The sequence below is a fragment of the Enterococcus sp. DIV1283b genome (assembly GCF_051710965.1).
Classification (GTDB): Bacteria; Bacillota; Bacilli; order Lactobacillales; family Enterococcaceae; genus Enterococcus_B; species Enterococcus_B lactis.
On the sequence record NZ_JBIOLR010000001.1, the window covers coordinates 1,097,125 to 1,118,199 of the forward strand.

The following is a 21,075-nucleotide window of genomic DNA, read 5'->3' on the forward strand; positions in this document are numbered from 1 at the left end:
AGCTTATTGTAAAGCAAATGTAATTATACACTTTAAGATAAAATAACCTATATTTTTTAACTTAAAACATAAGTGGAAAACGTTTTAATGAGAAAAAAATAATTTAACTATTTTTTGTTGTTGAATTGATTGAAATTTCATATATAGCGAATAGATTGTGAAGGAGGAATTAGTATGAACAACAGACACCGAAGAGTAACAAAAGTGAGAAAACAAGAACTGAATGCACTAAAGGCAAAGTTTGAAAAAGAATACGGAATGTCTGTAGACGAAACATATAAAGTGGCAAGTCAGTGTGTTGCAGATGCAAGTGACGCTATTCGAAAGTTTGGAGTTTCAATATTAAATGATGATCGTAAATGGGAGGAAATGAGATGAAACTAAAAGACGGATTTTACGCTAGCAGTCATGGCATTGGAGGTTTAATGCTAGACATGCCGACTAAGAACCCTAAAACACGTAAGAAACCAAAAGTCAAAGTCGGTGACATGGTTCGTTGTGAAGCAGAAGAGTTCATCTATCCGTTTCGTGGATATGTAGAACATGTTTATAATCACTCAGCGATCATTCGTATTGAAAACACGATGGAATGTGATAAGTGGTTAGCGAAAAGCAAAGAGAATTTAGCGGTGGCTAGATTGGTGGATATGGAACTAATCAATGACAAATAAAAAAGCCGGATCGCTCCGACTGTTCTAATAAATTCGACAAGTTTATTATATCACATAAAGGAGCGGTTTGACTTGATGCAATTGTTACGAGAGGTAGATTTCAAACAGACAAGATGTAATGCGAGAGATGTGCTGAAGAACTTTCGGCGTTTGGAGCGGATGGCAGGTCGCTCTTTGATAGATATTAAGTCGCCGATTATTACGGATATGCCGAAGGCACCGAAGCACGGCAATAAGGCAGAGGATGCATTGATTCAGATGATGGATATAGAAGCAGAGAGAGATGCGATTCTAGCGGCTTTGATGGCTCTTAGTCTGATTAGTCGTCAGATACTCTACTACAGCTTTTGTGTGCCAGATAGCTTCTCAAACTACAGAATTAGCCGTGAAGTGGGTTATTCAGAAAGAAGTATACAACGGATGAAGTCGGAAGCTCTAATAGAGTTTGCAGAAGCGTATAAACACGGAAGAGTAATTGCTTATAAATAATTTGGCGGTTTTTTGGCGGAATGATGGCGGTTTTTAGCTATTTACCAGTGATATTATGATAGTGTCGAAAGATTAGGAAACAGGACTTCGACAAAATAAAATGTAAGGGAGGAAATCTCCCTCATCGTTTAATTAAGCTTCGATAGACAGCAGCGGAAATATTAAGAATAAGGATGTGAATTTCAACTCCTTCTAACTGTTCTTATTATCTATCATCCGTTGCTGTCTATTCGTGTAACTATATGTAAAGGAGTTGGGGAAATGGGGATTTGGCGACTTCCGTTTGATGGCAATTTAAAGCCATATGAAGAAGGACAACAGTTCGGACAAACTTCTTATCCTCGTGGAAGAGGGTATTTCCATGATGGATATGATTTTGGCTCGGCAAAGTACTCAGGAGATTTCAAAGCAGTAAATGATGGTAAGGTCATTTATGCGGGATATTATGGTTCAGGAATAGGTTACGCAATTGTATTGCAAATTGGTGAATACCAAGTAATGTATCAAGAATTCGGTAATACTTATTATGTAAAAACTGGTGATCAAGTTACAGTAGGTCAACCTCTAGGGAGACTGACTAGTACTCACTTACATTTAGGTATTACAAAAAAGAATTGGCAGTTGGCTCTTTCAAGTTGGGATATTGATGATGGAACATGGCTGAACCCAATTCCAATTTTAACATCTGGAGATTCGACAGATGAAGATACAGAAAATAAAAGAAAAGGAATGATGAAAATGTTCGCATATATGATAGAAGGTAGACCAGAAGTTTATGGTGTTTGGGGAAATAAAGTTTTCCATTTAACAAGTAAAGAAATGTATAAAGATTTTCAAAATATTGTGCTTGATCAAACAGGTAAAGAATGTAAAACATATACATGGAAATTACCAAATAATCAATCGACTGTAGATTTAATTAGTTTGATGGCTGAGAAAGTAAATATTTAATTATATTAAACTTGAAGAGATCACTTTCTAAGTGGTCTCTTTATTTTACATAAAGGAGTTCACATAATGAGAAATTACTGGTATGTGTCATTATCTAATAGATATCCGCAACCGACTACAAATGATCCAATTAGAGTTGTCCAGTCAGTCCAGATTAAAAAGAAGTACTCCATCATTGAAATGACCAGAGAAGCTACACCGAAAGAGATTGATGCATGCCGTTTAGTATATTGCGGTCATGGTTTCTATTCAGATAAACACATACAGGAAAATCTTTCAAAGTATATTTAAGTACAATCAAGAAACTGAGAGGTGGTGAGAATGGTTGAACTAAAAAATAATAAACAAGAACAATTTGTAAAAGAATATCTAATTGATCTTAATGCAACGCAAGCGGCCATTCGAGCCGGATATTCCAGCAAAACTGCATATTCTCAAGGACAACGGTTGTTGAAAAATGTTGAAATTCAAACTCGTATTTCTGAATTAATGAATGAAAGAAGTCGTAGAACAGAAATAACTGCTGATCGTGTGATCCAAGAAATAGCTAAAATTGCTTTTTCGGACATCGGAGAATATATGACTTGGGATCAAGATGGAAATATAACCATGCTTTCAAGTGATAATATAGATACGAGTGTAATTCAAGCTATAAAAAGTAATCGAACTTTACGACCGATTGGCGATGGAGAAGAAGTTATAGATTCATCTTTAGAAGTGAAGTTTCATCCTAAACTTAAAGCTCTTGAGTTGCTTTATAATCACGTTAATGGCTCAGACAAACTATCTAAGGCTCAGGTTAGAAAGGCAATTGCTGAAGCAAAAATAATTGAAAGTAAAGCAGATAAGTTAACTGCTGGAGGAAAAGTCAATGACCTACTTCAAGCTCTCTTAGATGTTAAATCTGGAGGCGATGGAAGTAATGGAACTGAAGTTTAGCCCGAAACAGATTAGTAATATTAATCAAGTGGTTCAAGGGATTACTTTTGAATTGAATGAAGGAACACCTCGTAGTGGGAAGACAACTTCCGATATTTTTAAAATGGCTGATTTTTATTTGAGATCCCCTGATCAAAACCATCTTGTAACTGCTTATAACCAGGAACAAGCTTATCGAATGTTTATGGATGGAGATGGATTAGGCTTGGTCCATATATTTGATGGTTGTTCCGATATACGACACGATGAACATGGTGATCATCTGTTGTTATATGCTCCAAACGGTGAAAAGAAAATTTATTATAAAGGCGGAGGGAAGATAAACTCTGTTGGTGCTATCACGGGTATGTCTTTAGGCTCTGTGACATTTCTCGAATTTAATCTATTGCACAAAGACTTTATCAATGAATGCTTTAGACGGACATTCGCTGCTGAATGGCGTTACCATCTGGGTGAACAAAACCCGCCAGCGCCAAATCATCCTAATCTTGAATTGCTTGAACGTTTTGAGAAGTCAGGGCGTTTTTTATTTCGTCATTGGACACCGAACGACAATCCAATTTTAAGCGAGGAACGAAAGAAAGAACTTTTTGATGAGCTTTCTAGTAGTGAATATCTTCTAGAACGTGACTGGTACGGACATCGAGTATTACCGCAAGGTGTTATCTATGCTATGTTTGACAAGAAAAACAAAGCTACCGAGATAAAAGGGAATATAGTTGAAACATTTTTTACTGCAGATGGTGGGCAAGCTGATGCTACGACTTGTGCTTTTTGGGTGGTTACTCATCACGAAGGAAAGTTTTATTTGTATCGTTTATCTAACTACTATCATAGCGGAACTGACACTGGAGAAACCAAGGCGATGTCTACATACGCTAAAGAAATCAAAAAGTTTGTTGAGTGGTGCTATACAAAATGGAAACATCTCCCTCGATGGAACTGGTTCTTTGTCGATCCAGCATGTAAAACACTAAGAACAGAATTGGATTTAATTGGTATTGAGACTGATAAAGCTGATAATAATAGTTCTGACAAAGTTTCGAGTAATGGGTTAAAAATCGAAGTCGGCATTGAGCGTCTCCAAAATACAATGACTAGTGGACAATTCATTATCTTGGAAAACGGAGAAGAATATGACCACTATAATTTTGAAAAAGAAATATCTATGTACGTAAGAAATGACAATGGATTACCGATTGATAAATATAATCACGCTCTCGATGAAGCGAGATATGGAAACAATTATTTCTACAAAACTTACATCGCCTAGAAAAGAGGTGGACGAATGTTCGATAAATTAAAAGCTTTGTTTAGGATTGGAGGTGCAAAAATAGGAATGGTTGAAACGTTGAATAGTATCACAGATCATCCAAAGATTGCTATGAGTGATAGCGAATTAAATCGAATAAGGAACAATAAAGAAATTTATAGAAACGTTTATGGGGACATAGAATATATCAATAGTGATGGTTATAGGCAGACGCGCCCTTTTCACTCGTTGAACGTATCCAAAGTAGTGTCCAGAAAGTTATCTAAGCTAGTATTCAACGATGGATGTAACATCAGTTTGGATGATGAAAAAGCTGATGAATTTTTGCAGTCGGTATTTGCTGACAATAAATTCAGGAAAAACTTCGGAGAAGAGCTAGAGGCTGGTTATGCCATTGGCGGTTTAGCTTTGAGGCCTTACGTGGATACTAATTCAGGTAAAATCAAAATTTCATTTTGTCGAGCTGATACATTTTTCCCTCTACAATCCAATACCAATGATATTTCAGAAGCAGCCATCGCTACTGTAACTCAGCAAGCCGAGGGACAAAAGACAATCTATTATACTTTGCTAGAATTGCATGAATGGGTTGACGGAAAGTACCGCATCAGAAACGAATTGTATCGATCTGAAGAACAAAATCAAGTTGGTGTGAGGATTCCTCTCAACTCTTTAGAAAAGTACAAAAATCTGCAGGAGGAGACAATCTTAGATGGTTTTAGTCGTCCTCTTTTTGTGTATATAAAGCTAGCGGGTAAAAATAATATTAATTTAGATAGCCCACTAAGTTTGGGTGTGATCGACAATGCTAAGCGACAATTGGCGGATATCAATGAAAAATACGATGAGTTTATGTGGGAAATAGAAGAAGCTAGAAGAAAAATTTTAGCATCTGATCACTTTTTCAGAGTTAAATATGACAGCAATGGAAAACCAGTGAAGCGGTTTGACAGTAAAACATCTGTTTTTCAACGGCTTAAATCTGATGAACCTTTTATTGATGAATTCGCTCCATCATTGCGATCAACTGAATTTATAGCAAGTATCAATTTCATTTTGCGAATTATTGAACTTCAGACAGGCTTTTCTAGTGGAACATTTAGCTTTGATGGTCAGTCTGTTAAAACAGCGACAGAGATAATTAGTGAAAATTCTGAAACTTTTTCTACTCGGTCAGATAATGTTCTTATTGTAGAAGAAGCGTTGAAAGAATTGATCACTACGATTTTTGAACTTGCTGTGGCATACAAGTTATTTAATCCTGTCAAAGAATTAGGAATAAATATCGACTTTGATGATGGTGTTTTCCAATCGCAAGATGCCAAGGCTGATCATTACTCTAAACTGGTAACAGCTGGCTTAACATCTAAGTTAACTGCTATTCAAAAACTTACTGGAGTTACAGAGAAAGAAGCAAAAAGGATAGTATATGAGATTAGAGCTGAAACTCTTGATATGGATTATTCAGAACAAGAACAAATAGAGATAAAAAGTGAGCTAGGAGATGAGGAATAATGGTTTATAATCACGGCATGGCGGAACATATCATTAAGAGACCCCATTTACAAGAGTTTTCCTATTGCTCAAATGGTTTTGAAAAAAATTATGAATCGAGGATTGTTATTAATGGTATCAAAGTTGGAAAATACATTTCTGAAATCGCTATATTAAATACCTCGTCAACGGAGTATCCTAGAATAAAAATTAAAGGTATGTTGCATAGACTGGATGAAGAAACCAAACGAAGTTGGGGAATTGAGGGATAAAATGGCTATTACACCTCATCAATTAGATTTATGGTCATCTAATATGGCTCATCTATATCAATCGTTAGAAGGCGAATTAATACGTATTATCATCAAACGATTGAATAGTGGGCATGATAATATTTTAGATTGGCAAAGAGAAAAACTGCAGCAGTTGCATCTATTTAATAAAGAAACTGCAAAAGTGATTTCTCAAATAACAGGAATTGCTGAATCTGAAATTGAAAGTATGTTTGATAGCTCGGGAGAAAAGATAATCAGAGACTTAGACAAACAACTACCTTACGATCCTAAGCCTTTGCCATCGAACCTAGACAATGTCATGAAAGCTTATCATGATCAAATATGGTCTGACATAAACAATTATGTGAATCAAACGTTACTATCTACCAATTTTGGTTACGGAACAGCTACCACTCAAATGTATACAGAAATAATCAATAAAACGACTGCTGCATTTAACAGCGGTCTTTTTACATTCGATGAAGCACTAGAAAGAACGATTCAAGGATGGGCTCAAAAAAGTATTAAGTCTACTTTTATTGATAAGGGAGGGCATACATGGAGCTTAGAGCGGTATGTTAGAACAGTTTTAAAGTCTACCCTGTCAAATACCTATGACACATTAAGAAAAGACCGCATGAGCGAGTATAGTGTCCACACAGTGCTAGTCACAAGCCATATGGGAGCAAGACAAGCATGTTCAAAGATTCAAGGTCATGTGGTTGACTTACGACCCATGTCTGACTTACCTCCCAATTGGAAATATAGAAGTATCTACGACCCGTATTGGCAAGCAGAATATGAAACTGCAGGCGGGCACCGAGGTGTAAATTGTCAACATCTGCATATCCCATTTATTCCTAGTGTCAATACAAATAATCAACCTAAATTCAACGAAAAAGAAAATAAAAGGGTTGCAGAATTAACTAAGAAGCAACGCTACCTAGAACGTCAGGTTGTGAAATATAAAAAGAATAGAATGGTCTCAGAAGCTCTCGGACAAGACGAAAACGCAAAAGGTTGGGTGAAGAAAATTAGAGCCACACAAAGTCGATTGCGTACTCTAGTTGATTCTAATGAGTATTTAAGTAGAAATTATGCAAGAGAAAAAGTTTATACACCAATTGGCACATTGCTAAAAGATTTCAGATACGATCAGTAAACATCTATTTTTTAGCTGTTTTTATTTTGCCTTGTTTAGCCTGTTAAGGCGTAAAAGACAAAGTGCTCCATCGTGGTCGTTGCCACGTAAAAACTCGAAAGGATGAAGAAGAATGAAAAGAGAACAATTGAAAGAACTGGGTTTAACAGATGAACAAGTAAATTCTGTGATGGGAATGCATGGACAAACTGTTACTGAATTGAACAAAAATCTTGCTACTGCAGAACAAGAACGCGATCAATTTAAAGAACAGCTTGATTCTAACCAAACAGAACTAGATGCACTTAAAGAATCTGCAAAAGGTGACGAGGAATTGACTCAACAACTTGCAGACTTACAGAGTAAATTTGATGCTGTTAAATCTGATTCTGAAACAAAACTTGCAGAGCAACAAAAAGACTTTGCAATTAAGTTAGCTTTAAAAGAAGCGAATGCGCTTGATGAAGAAATTGTGCTTGGTCAACTAGATAAAGACACTATTAAAGTTGTCGACGGCAAATTACAAGGTTTTGAAGAACAATTAAAGGGACTTCAAGAAAGTAAATCATTCTTATTTCAAGAAGCAAAAGACCCTGAACCAACTCCGCCGACACCAACGATTGTTACCCCTGGAAATCCTGCTGGCAGTATAACGCCTAGTTACGATTTAGCTAAAATGTCTTATCAAGAAGTAGCCAAATTAAAACAAGAACAACCAGAAGTATTCAAACAACTTACACAATAGTAAAAGAAAGAAGGAATTTATTATGGCAGACGAAACAACATTATTAGCAAATTTAGTGGATCCCGAGGTCTTAGCGCCTATGATCTCCGCACAATTACCAAAAGCAATTAAATTTAGTGGGATTGCTCCTATTGATACTACTTTAACAGGTCAACCCGGATCAACGATTACGGTGCCTAAGTTTATATATATTGGAGATGCAGTGGATGTTGCTGAAGGGGCTAAAATTGATTACACCAAATTAACAACAGAAACAGCGCAATATACGATTAAAAAAGCTGCAAAAGGAGTGCAGATTACTGACGAAGCTGCATTATCAGGCTACGGAGACCCAGTGGGGGAAGCACAAAAGCAAATTCGTATGTCTATCGCATCCAAAGTAGATAACGATATTTTAGTAGCTGCACAGACAGCCACTTTAGAAGTGCAAGCAGAAATCAATTTAGACTTGATTGATACATTAGAAAACACATTTGTAGATGCTCCTGATAATTTTGAGGATGTAGATTCTACCGGCGTTTTGTTTTTGTCCTATAAAGATGCGGCTAAACTGCGTAAAGAAGCAGCGACAGCTTGGACCCGTGCATCGGAATTAGGTGATAATATTTTAGTTTCTGGAGCATTTGGAGAAGTGTTAGGTTGGGAAATTGTCCGGACGCAAAAACTCACTGAAGGTAACGGAATTGCTGTTAAATCTGGCGCTTTGAAAACATTTATGAAACGTAGTATCTTAGCTGAAAGTGCTCGTGACATTGACCATAAATTAACCAAGTTTAACGCAGATCAACACTATAGTGTTGCGTTAGTTGATGAATCACGAGTAGTAAAAATTTCCCCAAAAGCGTAGCCCCTTCAAGCGTTACATTGAATAAAACAACACTAACGCTTGAAGTAGGGGCAACTGAAACATTAACGGCAACTGTTTTGCCTGAAAATGCAGCTGATAAATCTGTTCAGTTTTCTTCTAGCGATACAGCAATTGCTACTGTAACTCCTGTACAAGGAAAAGTCACAGGTGTTGCCGCAGGAACAGCAACGATTACTGGAACAACAGTAAATGGTAAAACAGCGACATGCGAAGTTACTGTAACAGAAGCAGGAGGAGGGGCATAGTTCCCTCTTCTTTTAATAAGGAGGGATGTTATATGCCTTATATTGAATTTGAAGAATTCAAAGATCTTACTGGGAAAACAGATGATTTTAAAGCTGCTTTCGAAAAGCATTTGTCAAAAGCAACTGCTGTTCTAGATAGCATCACTAACTATTTTTATCAATTTAATAAAATTGAGGAAGATCCAATTGGTTTTCGTGTAAAACAATTTAAGCTAGCTCTATGTTCACAAATTATATATTTCGATGAAGTTGGAGCAGATACTTATGAAAGTATCAATAATACACCACAAAGCTTTTCTGCTGGAAGAACGAGTATCTCAAACTCTAGTAGATATAATCCTTCAGGGAAAAATGAGAGTAAATCACTTGTTGCTGAGGATATCTATATTTATTTAGAAGGAACGGGTTTGTTATATCGAGGTGTGCCATCATGGTAATGCCAAAACCTCCAGTACAATTTCTAGTGGATTCTTTTATTTATCGAGAATATTTAGGAGAAGGAGACTATAACCAACCTATTTATGGAGATTATGTAACTATAGAAAATTGTCGGATTGACCGAGGAAGTCAGTATTCTTTTTCGCCAAGTGGCAAGCAGGTGCTCTATAATGCAGTAATTTTTTGTTATAACACTTTAACTATCCCTTTACCGAATTTCAAAAAACAATCATTAGTTATTTATGATGGTAAAGAACATGTCATCACTAAAATCGATACGATTACAGAAGCGTATTCAGATGCTATCTATTCATACGAATTAGAGGTGATTTGATGGGTATTAAAGTTAATCTTGATGGAGTTAGAGCTAAAGTCAGCCCACAGGCTATGAAGCGAGGAAGATACGCATTAGCCAACCAAGCAATGGCTGACATGAACTCATTTGTACCTAAAAAAAATAATATCCTTCGCCAAAGTGCGCATATCAAAAGTGACGGCAGCGCTATTCTGTATGAAACGAAATACGCAAGGAGACAGTTCTATCTAAATGGAAAAAAATATACTACTCCAGGAACAGGTCCAAGATGGGATCTTAAAGCAAAATCACTGTATATGCCTTCTTGGAAAAAAGCGTATCTGAAAGGAGCTGGTATCCAATAATGGATTTTATCGATCGGATAAAAGATAAGATTAATAGTATTCCAGAACTGCCATTAAAAATAAAAAAAGGATATCTTTCTGCTGAAGAAAGCTTAGTAATTTATCCATTACCAGGCGGACAACCTATCACAGAATATTATGATGGTGTTAAAGACGTACAATTAAATTATGAAATTGCAATGAAGTCAAAAGATGGTCATAGAATTGAGCAAACGCTTTGGCTTATCTCTGATTCGTTAGAGCGTGTGTCAGACGTTGCTAGCTCTGATGGATCTTTTGAATTTAACAATTTAACTATAACGAGCAAACCTTTCATCAATGATGCTGATGAACAAGGTTGGTTCGTTTTTTTATTAGATTTTCAAACAAAATTAACCACATTTGAGGGGGAAAATAAATGAGACGCAAAAATGCCTTACAAAGCTATTTTATTCAATTAATTACAACTACTAATGCGGATACACCAAGCGAAGACGGCTGGTTGGAGTTAGCAAAGTGGATTTCCAACGTTGATGATAATTCGAACGAAGAAACTGAAACTACTGGCTACTATGATGGGAACGGCGAAGGGGAGACAGACGTTACTTCTCATCAGTTAGGTTATTCATTTACAGGTTTATACGATGAAGATGATGCTGCGATGGCGGCTATTGAGGGCATGATTGGAAAATCAGGAGATGCTCGGAAAGTGTGGTTCAAAGTAGTATCTGCATCTGGTAAAAAACAACGTATTGGTAAAGCAACAGTAACAGAGCCAGTTGCTCAAGTCGGCGATGCTACTGCATACGGTGATTTCTCATGCGGTATCGCATTTGATAGCACACCAGAAGCAGAAGATGTCCCTGTTACACCCTAATGCACCCCAGAACGTAACTGGGGTTTTGAATGCTGATGGGTCAGTTTCTCTTTCTTGGGATGCAGTGCCCAAAGCAAAATCTTATATTCCACACTATACCGATGCAAATCAAACAGATCCGCACGATGCCAACAAAATGGGATATACGGAAACAAATTCTTGGACGTTATCAGCAGCAGATATGCCACATCTAGAAGCTGGCGATGAAATCCGTTTCTACATCCAAACTTACAACGAGGTTGGCCAAGGGGCTAATGATATCGAGAAAGCACGCTATCTGCATGATGGTGAATTCTTAGGTTCTGCTTGGTCCAGACCAGTAGTATTAATCAAAAAATAAGTCGAGCTGTCCGTCTGGGCAGCTTTTTTAGGAGGATAACATGACTAACAAATTATCATTTCAAATAGAGAAAAAAGGGTTTCCTATCAATATTGGAGAAGTAGAGTTCTTTTTTGGTACTACTCCAGAAGAACTGACACGTTTTTTTGATGTTCAGGCTGAATTTGAGGAACAGGTAAGGGAACTTAAACAACAACTTAAACAAATCGAGAATATCGAGCAACCTGAAAAAGAAGACGCTATTAAGATTATTTCTCTAACGAAAGATTTAGCTAAGGCGGAATATGATTCGTTGCTTGGTGAAGGATCATTTGAAAAAATTTATTCTGTTTATCCTGATGCAGAACAATTAATAGAATTATTTGATCCAATCTCTTTTGAAGTTGCGGAAGCAATCGAAAAAGAAGCCTTGAAACGTAAAGATACTCTTTCTAAGAAGAAAGCCGATTTATTGAAAAAGAAAGCATTGAAAAATAAGAAAAAGAAGTAGGTGATTAAATGCGGTTAAATGACCCGTTAGTCACTTCGATAGAGGTTGATGGTATAGAATTACCTATCGATTTAACATTTGATAATGTACTAGATGTTTTTGATATTTTGGAAGATAGTGATTTATTTCCAGAAGAAAAAGTGAATATGTGTTTAGAACTGTTGATCGGTGACTTTGAAAAAATTTTTCAAGGCTCGTCTGAACAACAGTTTTTATTATTTAACTACATTTTAGAAAATTATATTTCTGTAGGAGATAGTGATGGTGTTGAAACTGATCGTTTAGGCAATCCTATGCCAAATGCGGTTAAGGAAAAAAGGACCATCAGCCTAGTTCATGATGCTAAATACATCTACGCATCGTTCAGACAAATTGGCATCAATCTATTTGAAGAGCAGGGACGGATGATGTGGGAGGAATTCCAAGCGTTACTTGAGAGTTTGCCAGATGACACCATTCTTGCTCGAATCATCCAGATTAGGACATGGGAACCGAGCAAAGGAGAATCAGCTAAAGAAAAAGAACGCATGAGAAAGCTACAACAAAAATATGCATTGCCTGATTCGGAGGTAGGTGAAGACGATGGCTGATGGAAGAGTAGAGATAGAAGTTGATGTGGATGGCAAAGGCGTTACCATACTTAACAAGGGTCTTGATCAGTTAGAAGGTAAGAGTAATAAAGCAGGAGCCTCAATTAAAAATTTAGTTGTTTCCTTAGGCCTCGTTAAAGTTGCGGCGGCTGCTTTTAATGTTTTAAAGAATTCGCTAGATTCCGCAATTAGCCGTTTCGATACTATGCAAAAATTCCCTAAAGTAATGAAAGCTTTAGGTTTTAGTGCAGAGGACTCTCAGAGATCCATTAACAAATTATCCGATGGAATTGATGGTTTGCCAACTAAATTAGATGATGTTGTAGCAAGTACACAACAAATGACAGCAATCACTGGAGATTTAGATAGATCCACGGACACTGTTTTAGCATTAAACAATGCATTTCTTGCGTCTGGCGCTTCAACAGAAGATGCCAGTCGAGGTATGCAACAGTATAACCAGATGCTTTCGACTGGGCAAGTCGACTTAGAGAGCTGGAAAACTTTACAAGAAACCATGCCCCTTGCTTTGCAAAAAACAGCTGAAGTAATGGGATTTGTTGGGAAATCAGCTCAAAGAAATCTCTATAATGCGCTTAAAGAAGGAACAGTAACATTTGATCAATTCCAAGATAAACTGATTGAGCTAGGAACTGGAACAGGAATGTTGGCAACCTTGGCAAAGGAGAATTCGCTAGGGATCGCTACTTCATTCGGAAATCTAAGTAATGCTGTTTCTAAAGGTGTAGCTAATCTTATTACTAAGTTTGATGAACTGGTGCAGAAACTTACTGGTAAAACTATTGCTCAAAATATTGATAGTATGAAATCTATTATTAATGAATCATTTGAAGAAATGTCAAAAGTAATGGACATATTGATAGATAATACTGATGATATGATTTCTGCTTTTAAAGGCCTATTAGACATTGTGGAATTGTTAGCTCCAGCTTTTATTGCAGCCACTGGAGCGTATGTAGGCTTCAAAACAGCATTAGCTCTAGGTACATTAATAAGTTTTGTAGGAAAAATCTATGGAGTGATAACGGCCCTAGGTAGTATGGTCAGCATGTTTGGAGTATCTGGAACAGCTTACGCATTGTTATCTGCTATTATTCCAGCTGGTCTGACGGTATTTCAACTACTTTCAGGTGTTATAGGAGCAGCAGTTGCAGCTTTCATCTATTTTTATAAAACAAGTGAAACGTTTCGAAATGGCATAAATAAAACTATTGAAGTTGTAAAATCTGGACTGATTAAGTCATTTGAATATCTAAAAGGAGTCTTTATTTCTATATTACCTACACTTCAAAAAGTAGCTGATACAGTAGGAAACTATCTTGTTAAAGGATTTCAAAAAGTTGTCGAAGTCGGATCAGCAATTGCTTCAGTAGCGGTACCAGCTTTTTTTAATTTTGTTGATGCAGTAAAAAGAATTGTTTCTTCTGGCATAGAAAGATTTGGCTCTACTCTTTCGCAAATAGGCTCTGTATTGTCAGGGATTTTTTCTTCTGGTATAGAATTGGCAGGTAATCTGCTGGAAAAATTTGGAGGAGCTTTTGGTAAAGTCGGCGGAGCAGTTTCTTTAGTTATCGGCATTTTGACTAAAGTAGCAATAGCAGCACTAGGGCTTACTGGTCCATTCGGATTAGCAGTTTCTTTAATTATTTCATTTATATCTGCGTGGGCTAAAACTGGCGATTTTAGTGCAGATGGAATCACAAAAGTGTTTGATCAATTAAGTGAAACAATTAGCAACGTGGCAGATTCTATCTCTCAATATCTCCCGCAAATTATCGAAAGTATTACTTCTGTGATTACAAGTATTGTCGACAAAATAGTTGAAATGTTACCGCAACTAACAGAGATAGCTATACAGCTTATTCAAACATTGACGGATGCAATTGTTACTTATTTGCCTAAATTGATTGAAATAGCCACGAAAATAATAACTACTATTGTACAAGGCATTTCATTAGCACTTCCCGCACTGCTGTTGGCTGCAACAGAGATAATTACAAAACTCATTTCTGCTTTTGCTGAGCTTCTACCAAAAATTATTGAAGTTGGCACAAATTTGTTAACTGTGCTTATTCAAGGGATCGTAGCAGCACTACCTACGATAATTGAAGTTGTCATTCAGATTATTAATACACTGATTGATGGGTTCTTAACAGTACTACCTATGCTTTTAGAAGTTGGATTACAAATCATCACTTCTCTCGTGAATGCGATAATAACTGCATTGCCTCAACTTGTTGAAGCATCTACCGTTATCGTTACTACTTTGCTAACAACAATTATTGAAGCTTTACCGACATTAATTTCTGCAGGAATACAAATGTTAATGGCGCTTATCGGAGGCATAATTTCTATTCTTCCGTTGTTAATAAATGCTGCTATCCAAATCACAATGGCTTTGATTAGTGCATTAATCAGTGCACTTCCGCAAATTATTGCTGCTGGCATTCAACTGTTATTAGCATTAATACAAGGAATAATCTCGATATTACCACAGTTGGTTGCAGCGGCAATTCAAATCACTATTGCCCTAGTTAATGCGTTGATTAGTGCATTGCCTCAATTGATATCAGCGGGTATTAAATTGATTGTTGCGTTGGTAGATGGAGTGATCTCAGTACTTCCTCAATTAGTATCAGCTGCTATTCAATTAATGGCTGCTTTGTTCAAAGCTTTAGTAAGTGCTATACCACAACTTTTATCAGCTGGTGTTCAATTGATCAACGCACTTATTAGAGGAATCTTGAGCTTATTGGGACAATTATTATCAGCTGGAGCGAGATTAATTACTGGATTATTGAGTACTATAGCTCAGTTTCTTGGACAAATGGTGAATGCTGGAGCCAATTTAATTAGAAACTTAGTTTCTGGGATTCTTAGTGTGATAGGGTCAGTAACCAGTGCAGTATCTAATATAGGAAACTCTATAATAGATACTTTGAGTGGGATTGATTTATTTGAAATTGGTTCAAACATCATACAAGGATTAATTAACGGTATCGGTTCAATGGTTGGAGCGGTTGCTTCTAAAATTTCTGAAGTAGCTGGAAACATTAAAGACAAAATAACTGGCGCGCTTGGAATTCATTCTCCATCACGTTGGATGAGAGATTACGTTGGTAAGTTTATCCCTCAAGGAATAGCTGTAGGTATCGAAGCAGATGCGAAATCTGCATATTCAGCAATGAATAAGCTTTCTAATGGTTTGATGAATTCTATCACGCCAGAATCAGCTCTTGGCACTTCAAGGATGGGGATGGCATCTGTTGGATCACAGATAGTTAATAATACCTACAACAATCAGAAGCAATTTGATGTTGAAAAGCTTGCACAAGTAATTGCAAAACAACCAGTACGGGTCTCAAGTTATTTAGATGGAACTTTAGTAGGGGATAATATGGATCAACGTTTTGGAAAAGTATTGAATCGTAGATCGTACATGAGAGGAGGATAGTTTAATGAATGAGAAAACTCGTGTATATCTTGCATTTTCTGATGAAATTGTCGAATTGACAAATAATTCTTATCTGAGATTGATTGACATTAATATAGGTATGCCAGTGGCAAAAAATGAGTTTGTTGAGTTTTCTGGTACGAATGGAAAGCGTCTTTCGAACAGCTCGTTTGACGCTTTTCCTATTACTCTCTCATTTGACATTCGAAGTAGAGAGCAATCGATGTTTGACTTAGTTTTACAAAAGACGGAACTCCGCGAATTGTTTACTAGAGAACCAGAATTTTATCTAATTTACAGCAAAGAGCCAGGTAAAAAATATCGAGTAGTTTATGATTCTATTGACGATGAAAGAAAAGGCGCAATTTACACAAGATATACTGTAAATCTGGGAGCTATCAGAGGATATTCTGAATCAATCGCAACTACTTTAACGGATTTCAATCTAGAGGAAGAATGGCAGTTCTCGCAAGGTCTAGTGGCGGAAGATTACAAGTATACGCATCAGACTAGTCACTTCATTATTTACAATGCTGGGAGCTTTGAAATTGATCCACGTGAACATTATCTGCGGATCGCATTAGAAGGAGAATCAGAAGGAAATGTGACGATTTTCAATAAAACAACTGGCGATCGATTTATTTACTATCCATCACTTTCTACGAATCTCGGACAGACATTAGTCTTGGATGGTGTGATTCCAAAATTGAACGGCGTAAGTTGCGGGATCAATACGAATCATGGCCTAATCAATTTGGTTGAGGGTGTCAATGAAATCGAGATCCAAAATATTACTCGCGTGAAATCTTCATGGGATTTCTGTTTCTTATATAAGTAGGTGATTGAGTGACTGATTTAATTATTCGAAATTATGAACAAACCAAAGAAGAAATCCTTGTCGGTTATGACAAGGGTTCTTTTTATGAAAACTGGCAACAAAATGAAACGTGGGAGATTGGTTTTATCGTTACCAGCAATTCGTTGAATCAAGAAGTATTTGATTTAGTCGAATACGAGTCTTCTGTTTTCTACAACGGACAGGAATTTGTGATCAAAGAAATGACTCGCAAAGCACTTGGACAGTTGTTGACGAAACAAGTGGTTGCGACACATATCTATTACACGGTTCAAGATGGCTATCAGTACAATACAGTAACTGGTGCGAGATCTATTAGCCAGTTACTCACACATGTATTTAGTGCAGGTAGTCGTGGCTTTACATGGGAAGTCATTGATCCAAACAAAAAATTCCTTACCGTTGAACAAGAAAACTTCGGTAATGCGAATTACTTGAAGCTGATCAATGAGATTCTGACTGACTATAATGCAGTCGTGATTCCGAATAATAAACATCTAACTTTCTATCCCGCCAGTGAGTACGGCCAGCAGACGGAAGAACAGATTCGCTATAAATACAATACAGATGAAGTGTCATTCGATATTGATACGTACAGTCTAAAAACACAAATCAAAGGCTATGGAAAATTGAAGGATGGAGCAAATACTGAGAATCCTAAAGATAGTGACTATATATTTACTCCTATCACTTACACAAGTCCTGAATCACAGAAGTGGGGAATCAGGGTACAAGATCCTGTTAAAGACGAACGGTATACCGTATCAGGGAACATGCTCGAACGGTTAAAGACAGACTTGCAAGACTATCCAAGTATTTCGGGATCCGTAACCTTGAAATGGAAAATCAGTCCCAACAAAGGCGATCACGTCCCATTCATTTATGAACCTTTGAATATCAATACGTACATTCAAGTGGTAGGAATCAAGACGTATCCAGCGATACCAAATAAGCCGCCAGAAATCACATTGAGCAACACAAAGAAAACAATGACGTCGATACTCGCTGAAATGGCGCAGAAAGGAGTGATTTGATGGGGTTATTAAAATTAATCAGTAACCGTATCTCTACGGAATGGAAAGAGAAATTTAATAAAAACATTGACTACCTCAATGATCTTGAAAAGAAACTATCTGATCAAGACAAAACAACGAACAGTCGTATTGATAATCTCGTAATCAACTCGGGTGGGGATTCACCGAACGAAGTAGTAGATGCTAGAGTTAACAGGGAAGGGGCAACCTTCGAAACATTACAAGGAAGACTTCTTGCGACTGAAACAAAACAAGAATCTGAAATAGCGGCATTGACCGATCGGCAGAACGCAACAGCGGAACAAGTGGATCAGTTGAATACTAGCGTTGAAACGATTGTTGGTGGTAGTAATAATAATTTTGATATATACGTATCAGCGACAAACGGCAGTGATCAAGTTGGAGATGGAACAGAAGAGAAACCTTTCGCAACAATTCAAACAGCAGTTAATCAGATTCCATTAATCTGCACTCAGGTAGTGACGATTTGGATCGATAATGGCGTTTATCTAGAGGATGTAGTAGTCAAAAATATAAATGCTTCTCAAATCCATATTCGTCCTAAGGACAACGTAGATGATGACGGCTATACAACAGGTGCAGATAGGTCTGTAAAAGTCAGACGTATATCATTTAGTTATTGCTCTGGTTACTTTCGAATTTACGGCTTACAAGGGGTAGATCAAGCAAATACTAGTTCCACTTTTTATATTGAAAATAGTGGCTATTTAGCAGTTGCATGTGTCACATGTAAAGAAGATACGAAATCAATTAAAGATCACGTAGCAGTAAGAGCAAATGCAGCAAAATGTCATATCTATAATTCATATTTTGAAAATCAAAACACAGTTATTCATTCAGCGCTTTTAGCTGATGTACTTGCTTCTTCTTTAAACAACGGAAAAAACAATAATATTGGGATGGTAGCGAACAATGCTACGATGCGTGATGGCATGTCTAAAACTATGACCTTCGCTACTACACGTCATCAAATTGTTAATTCAGGTTTGATCATCGCGAAAGGGCAGGTGTTGTCCTGATGATTTATAAAACCAATGAATCCATTATTATTATCCAAGCAGAAGCGATTCAACCCATTTCAACAGGTGTAGTTTTTTGGTCTTATGATCGAGGTACAGCCAAGCTTCGCTTCAAATTGCAGAAAAATGGACTTCCTCAAAGTCTACCAGAAGGAACTATGGTTCCTATTCGTCTGATATTTAAATCTGCAACAGCAGAAGGTGGTTATGGTAAACATGACTATCTCGCCACCATTGAAGATCGCTTGAATGGTATTGTGTCCATCGTGTTAGAAGATAATATTTTAGGATATCAAGGAAGAGTAGATGGAAGTATCTATATTGATTTCCCAAATGATCAGTCGTTAGACACGGCTGGTCGTTTTACTTTTGACATCAAACGCAGTCCAATCGATGATAGTACGCCAGAATTGGAAGATTATTATTTCAATGGTTTCAGTCAGACCATTGATAAAATCGAGAAAATTCTAGCTGATGGAAAACAAGAGATTGATCAGAAAATTGCGGAATCTGAGACGCAGATTGATGCGAAACTGAAAGACACAAACGACAAAATCACGAAAGCCAATCAAGATGTCGCAACTCTCAATACTAATATTGATAAAGCAAATGATCGTATTGATCAAACCAATCAGCAAATCGGCAACCTTGGCAAGCTGAAAAAGATGTACAGTAACAGCATCGACTTCGGGGACTATGATTATAGTGGGAATCCGAATTTAATGCCATATATTACAGACCCGTGGGTTGGGTCTTTGTTAGCTAATGGAGATACAGTTAAAGATAGTGTTAAAAGGGTTATAACTCATACTAAAACTAGAACAGCTGATGCCGGCGACATATTATCGCTTGGCTTAGGTATTCCGCGCACAGCGGAAGCTAATAATAGGTATCTTATAACTACTTTACAACCATCTACGCCGTACGCATTAACCGTTACTATGAGTGTTGGTTCAGATTGGACTGGGGAGACCAATACTATAGGGGCTAGGGTTAGATATTTAAATGAATCTGGTGGTACAGAATTACCCATTAATGTATTACTACCAGCAAATGTAGAACGCGATAAAATGATAACTCATACATTTACTGGGACAACAAAAGCTAATTTAACTGGTATGACAAATTGTTATGTTCAAATATTCTCAGTTAACAGTGAAGACAAAGGAACGGTTAGTGTCAGCTATGATGTTAAGTTAGAAATTGGTACAATAGCTACGCCATACCAACCTAATCTACTCAATGCTCCATATTATTTGAGTAAGGTGGCTTTGGGTGAAAATATAATTACATCAAAAAGTTACGATAATTCTAATTACTTAATTGGTTCATTTGATATTAATAAAACAATTAATAATGGCGATAAATTAACTTTTACAATACAAGGAACAAAACCAGCTAACAAGCAATTTGGTATGTATATTCAAACAACCACAGGTGCAGCAACCGAGTTTCAAGGACATCTTACACCAGTTGAAGGCTTAACAGACGTGTGGTCATGGTCTAGCGGTGCTAAAATATCTAAACCAATAGGAAGTGGGGCAAAGGTGGTAATTTATCAACTCCCCCCAGAAAGTCAAGTCCCTAACGGTAAATGTACTATTTTATGGGCAAAACTAGAGGAAGGCGACACACGAACCCCGAATATTAGTCAGTTTAAATACTTCGGTGAAGGCTTGAAAGACAGCAACAATCCCAATGATTATAGTTGGGATGTCACACCTGAATATACTGAAAAAGGCTTGAATGATTCTGTGAGCTTAACCGAACCTGAAACTGTTTTAGGGCTTAAAAACTTTGAGGATGGGTTGCAGCTGAAGGGTGTTTCTGTTGTGCAAGATAATTTTACAAGCAAAGCAGTGACAACAAAGAATATAACTGATTTTACTGAAGATAGCATCGTGAGGTTTGAACGATGGGGACGTTTAGTCATAGCGAATATTGAAATTACCAATAAATCTGCTAATTTTGCTGGATGGAAAAATTTAATGGCTTTTCCATCAGGCTATACTCCTATTAGTTTAGTCGGTTGGGGAGGTACTTTGTCTAATAAAACTAATAGAAATCCCGCATTATCTGTTTACGCAAATGCTTCAGGAATATCGGTAATGATCAGTAGTGCAGATTTACCGGCAAATCAAAGATGCTCTGGAACTGTTGCATATTTTACAAACGATGAATGGCCACAAGATTGAAAGGAGTAAT

Annotated in this window: 26 protein-coding genes; all 26 read left to right on the forward strand. The window is 37.0% G+C overall.

All coding sequences use genetic code 11. The annotated features are described in order from the left end of the window. Positions 1-174 precede the first annotated feature (174 nt). The 26 genes from IGJ53_RS05280 (at position 175) to IGJ53_RS05405 (ending at position 21,065) form a co-directional block, all read left to right on the forward strand. Entirely contained in the window at positions 175-378 is a 204-nt protein-coding gene (locus tag IGJ53_RS05280; protein ID WP_259741539.1) for a toxin PIN, read from the forward strand. After that, the gene (locus IGJ53_RS05285) at positions 375-671 is read left to right on the forward strand and encodes a hypothetical protein (RefSeq protein ID WP_010777094.1); all 297 of its coding nucleotides are present in this window, start codon (positions 375-377) and stop codon (positions 669-671) included. The genes IGJ53_RS05280 and IGJ53_RS05285 overlap by 4 nt, the downstream gene beginning before the upstream one ends. A 75-nt stretch (positions 672-746) precedes the next feature. Further along, positions 747-1,160, forward strand: coding sequence for an ArpU family phage packaging/lysis transcriptional regulator (locus IGJ53_RS05290; RefSeq protein ID WP_259741561.1), 414 nt, complete (start codon positions 747-749; stop codon positions 1,158-1,160). Between the two features lie 261 nt (positions 1,161-1,421). After that, on the forward strand, positions 1,422-2,111 hold the full coding sequence (locus IGJ53_RS05295; RefSeq protein WP_259741540.1) for a M23 family metallopeptidase: 690 nt from the start codon (positions 1,422-1,424) through the stop codon (positions 2,109-2,111). 66 nt (positions 2,112-2,177) lie between these two features. Then, complete coding sequence (locus IGJ53_RS05300) at positions 2,178-2,402, forward strand: hypothetical protein (RefSeq protein ID WP_259741541.1); 225 nt, start codon at positions 2,178-2,180, stop codon at positions 2,400-2,402. 30 nt (positions 2,403-2,432) lie between these two features. Further along, entirely contained in the window at positions 2,433-3,050 is a 618-nt protein-coding gene (locus IGJ53_RS05305; protein ID WP_259741542.1) for a terminase small subunit, read from the forward strand. Continuing rightward, complete coding sequence (locus tag IGJ53_RS05310; protein ID WP_259741543.1) at positions 3,034-4,323, forward strand: PBSX family phage terminase large subunit; 1,290 nt, start codon at positions 3,034-3,036, stop codon at positions 4,321-4,323. The genes IGJ53_RS05305 and IGJ53_RS05310 overlap by 17 nt, the downstream gene beginning before the upstream one ends. A 15-nt stretch (positions 4,324-4,338) precedes the next feature. After that, positions 4,339-5,838 (forward strand): phage portal protein, encoded by a 1,500-nt coding sequence (locus IGJ53_RS05315; protein ID WP_259741544.1) that lies wholly within the window; start codon positions 4,339-4,341, stop codon positions 5,836-5,838. Continuing rightward, positions 5,838-6,089 (forward strand): hypothetical protein, encoded by a 252-nt coding sequence (locus tag IGJ53_RS05320; protein ID WP_259741545.1) that lies wholly within the window; start codon positions 5,838-5,840, stop codon positions 6,087-6,089. Before IGJ53_RS05315 ends, IGJ53_RS05320 begins: the two co-directional genes overlap by 1 nt. Position 6,090: 1 nt before the next feature. Continuing rightward, entirely contained in the window at positions 6,091-7,254 is a 1,164-nt protein-coding gene (locus IGJ53_RS05325; protein WP_259741546.1) for a phage minor capsid protein, read from the forward strand. Between the two features lie 112 nt (positions 7,255-7,366). Continuing rightward, positions 7,367-7,978: a phage scaffolding protein gene (locus IGJ53_RS05330; protein ID WP_259741547.1), complete on the forward strand. Its 612-nt coding sequence runs from the start codon at positions 7,367-7,369 to the stop codon at positions 7,976-7,978. Positions 7,979-8,000: 22 nt separating this feature from the next. Then, on the forward strand, positions 8,001-8,825 hold the full coding sequence (locus IGJ53_RS05335) for a N4-gp56 family major capsid protein (RefSeq protein ID WP_259741548.1): 825 nt from the start codon (positions 8,001-8,003) through the stop codon (positions 8,823-8,825). A 17-nt stretch (positions 8,826-8,842) separates the two neighbouring features. After that, positions 8,843-9,091 carry an Ig-like domain-containing protein gene (locus IGJ53_RS05340; RefSeq protein WP_086299733.1) on the forward strand — a complete coding sequence of 83 codons (249 nt, stop codon included), beginning with the start codon at positions 8,843-8,845 and terminating at the stop codon, positions 9,089-9,091. 32 nt (positions 9,092-9,123) lie between these two features. After that, on the forward strand, positions 9,124-9,528 hold the full coding sequence (locus IGJ53_RS05345) for a hypothetical protein (RefSeq protein ID WP_010732313.1): 405 nt from the start codon (positions 9,124-9,126) through the stop codon (positions 9,526-9,528). Then, positions 9,522-9,863 (forward strand): minor capsid protein, encoded by a 342-nt coding sequence (locus IGJ53_RS05350; RefSeq protein WP_259741549.1) that lies wholly within the window; start codon positions 9,522-9,524, stop codon positions 9,861-9,863. The genes IGJ53_RS05345 and IGJ53_RS05350 overlap by 7 nt, the downstream gene beginning before the upstream one ends. After that, on the forward strand, positions 9,863-10,189 hold the full coding sequence (locus IGJ53_RS05355) for a minor capsid protein (RefSeq protein WP_038398699.1): 327 nt from the start codon (positions 9,863-9,865) through the stop codon (positions 10,187-10,189). The genes IGJ53_RS05350 and IGJ53_RS05355 overlap by 1 nt, the downstream gene beginning before the upstream one ends. Further along, positions 10,189-10,590, forward strand: a complete 402-nt coding sequence (locus tag IGJ53_RS05360) for a minor capsid protein (RefSeq protein WP_104856292.1) — start codon at positions 10,189-10,191, stop codon at positions 10,588-10,590. Before IGJ53_RS05355 ends, IGJ53_RS05360 begins: the two co-directional genes overlap by 1 nt. Beyond that, the gene (locus tag IGJ53_RS05365) at positions 10,587-11,045 is read left to right on the forward strand and encodes a phage tail tube protein (protein WP_259741550.1); all 459 of its coding nucleotides are present in this window, start codon (positions 10,587-10,589) and stop codon (positions 11,043-11,045) included. The genes IGJ53_RS05360 and IGJ53_RS05365 overlap by 4 nt, the downstream gene beginning before the upstream one ends. Beyond that, entirely contained in the window at positions 11,026-11,385 is a 360-nt protein-coding gene (locus IGJ53_RS05370) for a fibronectin type III domain-containing protein (RefSeq protein WP_010732318.1), read from the forward strand. Before IGJ53_RS05365 ends, IGJ53_RS05370 begins: the two co-directional genes overlap by 20 nt. Before the next feature lie 40 nt (positions 11,386-11,425). Beyond that, positions 11,426-11,875 (forward strand): hypothetical protein, encoded by a 450-nt coding sequence (locus tag IGJ53_RS05375; protein ID WP_113845881.1) that lies wholly within the window; start codon positions 11,426-11,428, stop codon positions 11,873-11,875. A gap of 8 nt (positions 11,876-11,883) precedes the next feature. Then, positions 11,884-12,465 carry a bacteriophage Gp15 family protein gene (locus IGJ53_RS05380; protein WP_259741551.1) on the forward strand — a complete coding sequence of 194 codons (582 nt, stop codon included), beginning with the start codon at positions 11,884-11,886 and terminating at the stop codon, positions 12,463-12,465. Further along, complete coding sequence (locus IGJ53_RS05385; protein ID WP_438749725.1) at positions 12,458-15,940, forward strand: tape measure protein; 3,483 nt, start codon at positions 12,458-12,460, stop codon at positions 15,938-15,940. Before IGJ53_RS05380 ends, IGJ53_RS05385 begins: the two co-directional genes overlap by 8 nt. A gap of 4 nt (positions 15,941-15,944) precedes the next feature. After that, positions 15,945-16,778 carry a phage tail family protein gene (locus IGJ53_RS05390; RefSeq protein ID WP_259741553.1) on the forward strand — a complete coding sequence of 278 codons (834 nt, stop codon included), beginning with the start codon at positions 15,945-15,947 and terminating at the stop codon, positions 16,776-16,778. Positions 16,779-16,786: 8 nt separating this feature from the next. Continuing rightward, the gene (locus IGJ53_RS05395; RefSeq protein WP_259741554.1) at positions 16,787-17,830 is read left to right on the forward strand and encodes a phage tail protein; all 1,044 of its coding nucleotides are present in this window, start codon (positions 16,787-16,789) and stop codon (positions 17,828-17,830) included. Then, positions 17,830-18,870 (forward strand): hypothetical protein, encoded by a 1,041-nt coding sequence (locus IGJ53_RS05400; protein ID WP_259741555.1) that lies wholly within the window; start codon positions 17,830-17,832, stop codon positions 18,868-18,870. The genes IGJ53_RS05395 and IGJ53_RS05400 overlap by 1 nt, the downstream gene beginning before the upstream one ends. After that, positions 18,870-21,065, forward strand: a complete 2,196-nt coding sequence (locus IGJ53_RS05405; protein ID WP_259741556.1) for a BppU family phage baseplate upper protein — start codon at positions 18,870-18,872, stop codon at positions 21,063-21,065. The genes IGJ53_RS05400 and IGJ53_RS05405 overlap by 1 nt, the downstream gene beginning before the upstream one ends. Positions 21,066-21,075 lie beyond the last annotated feature (10 nt).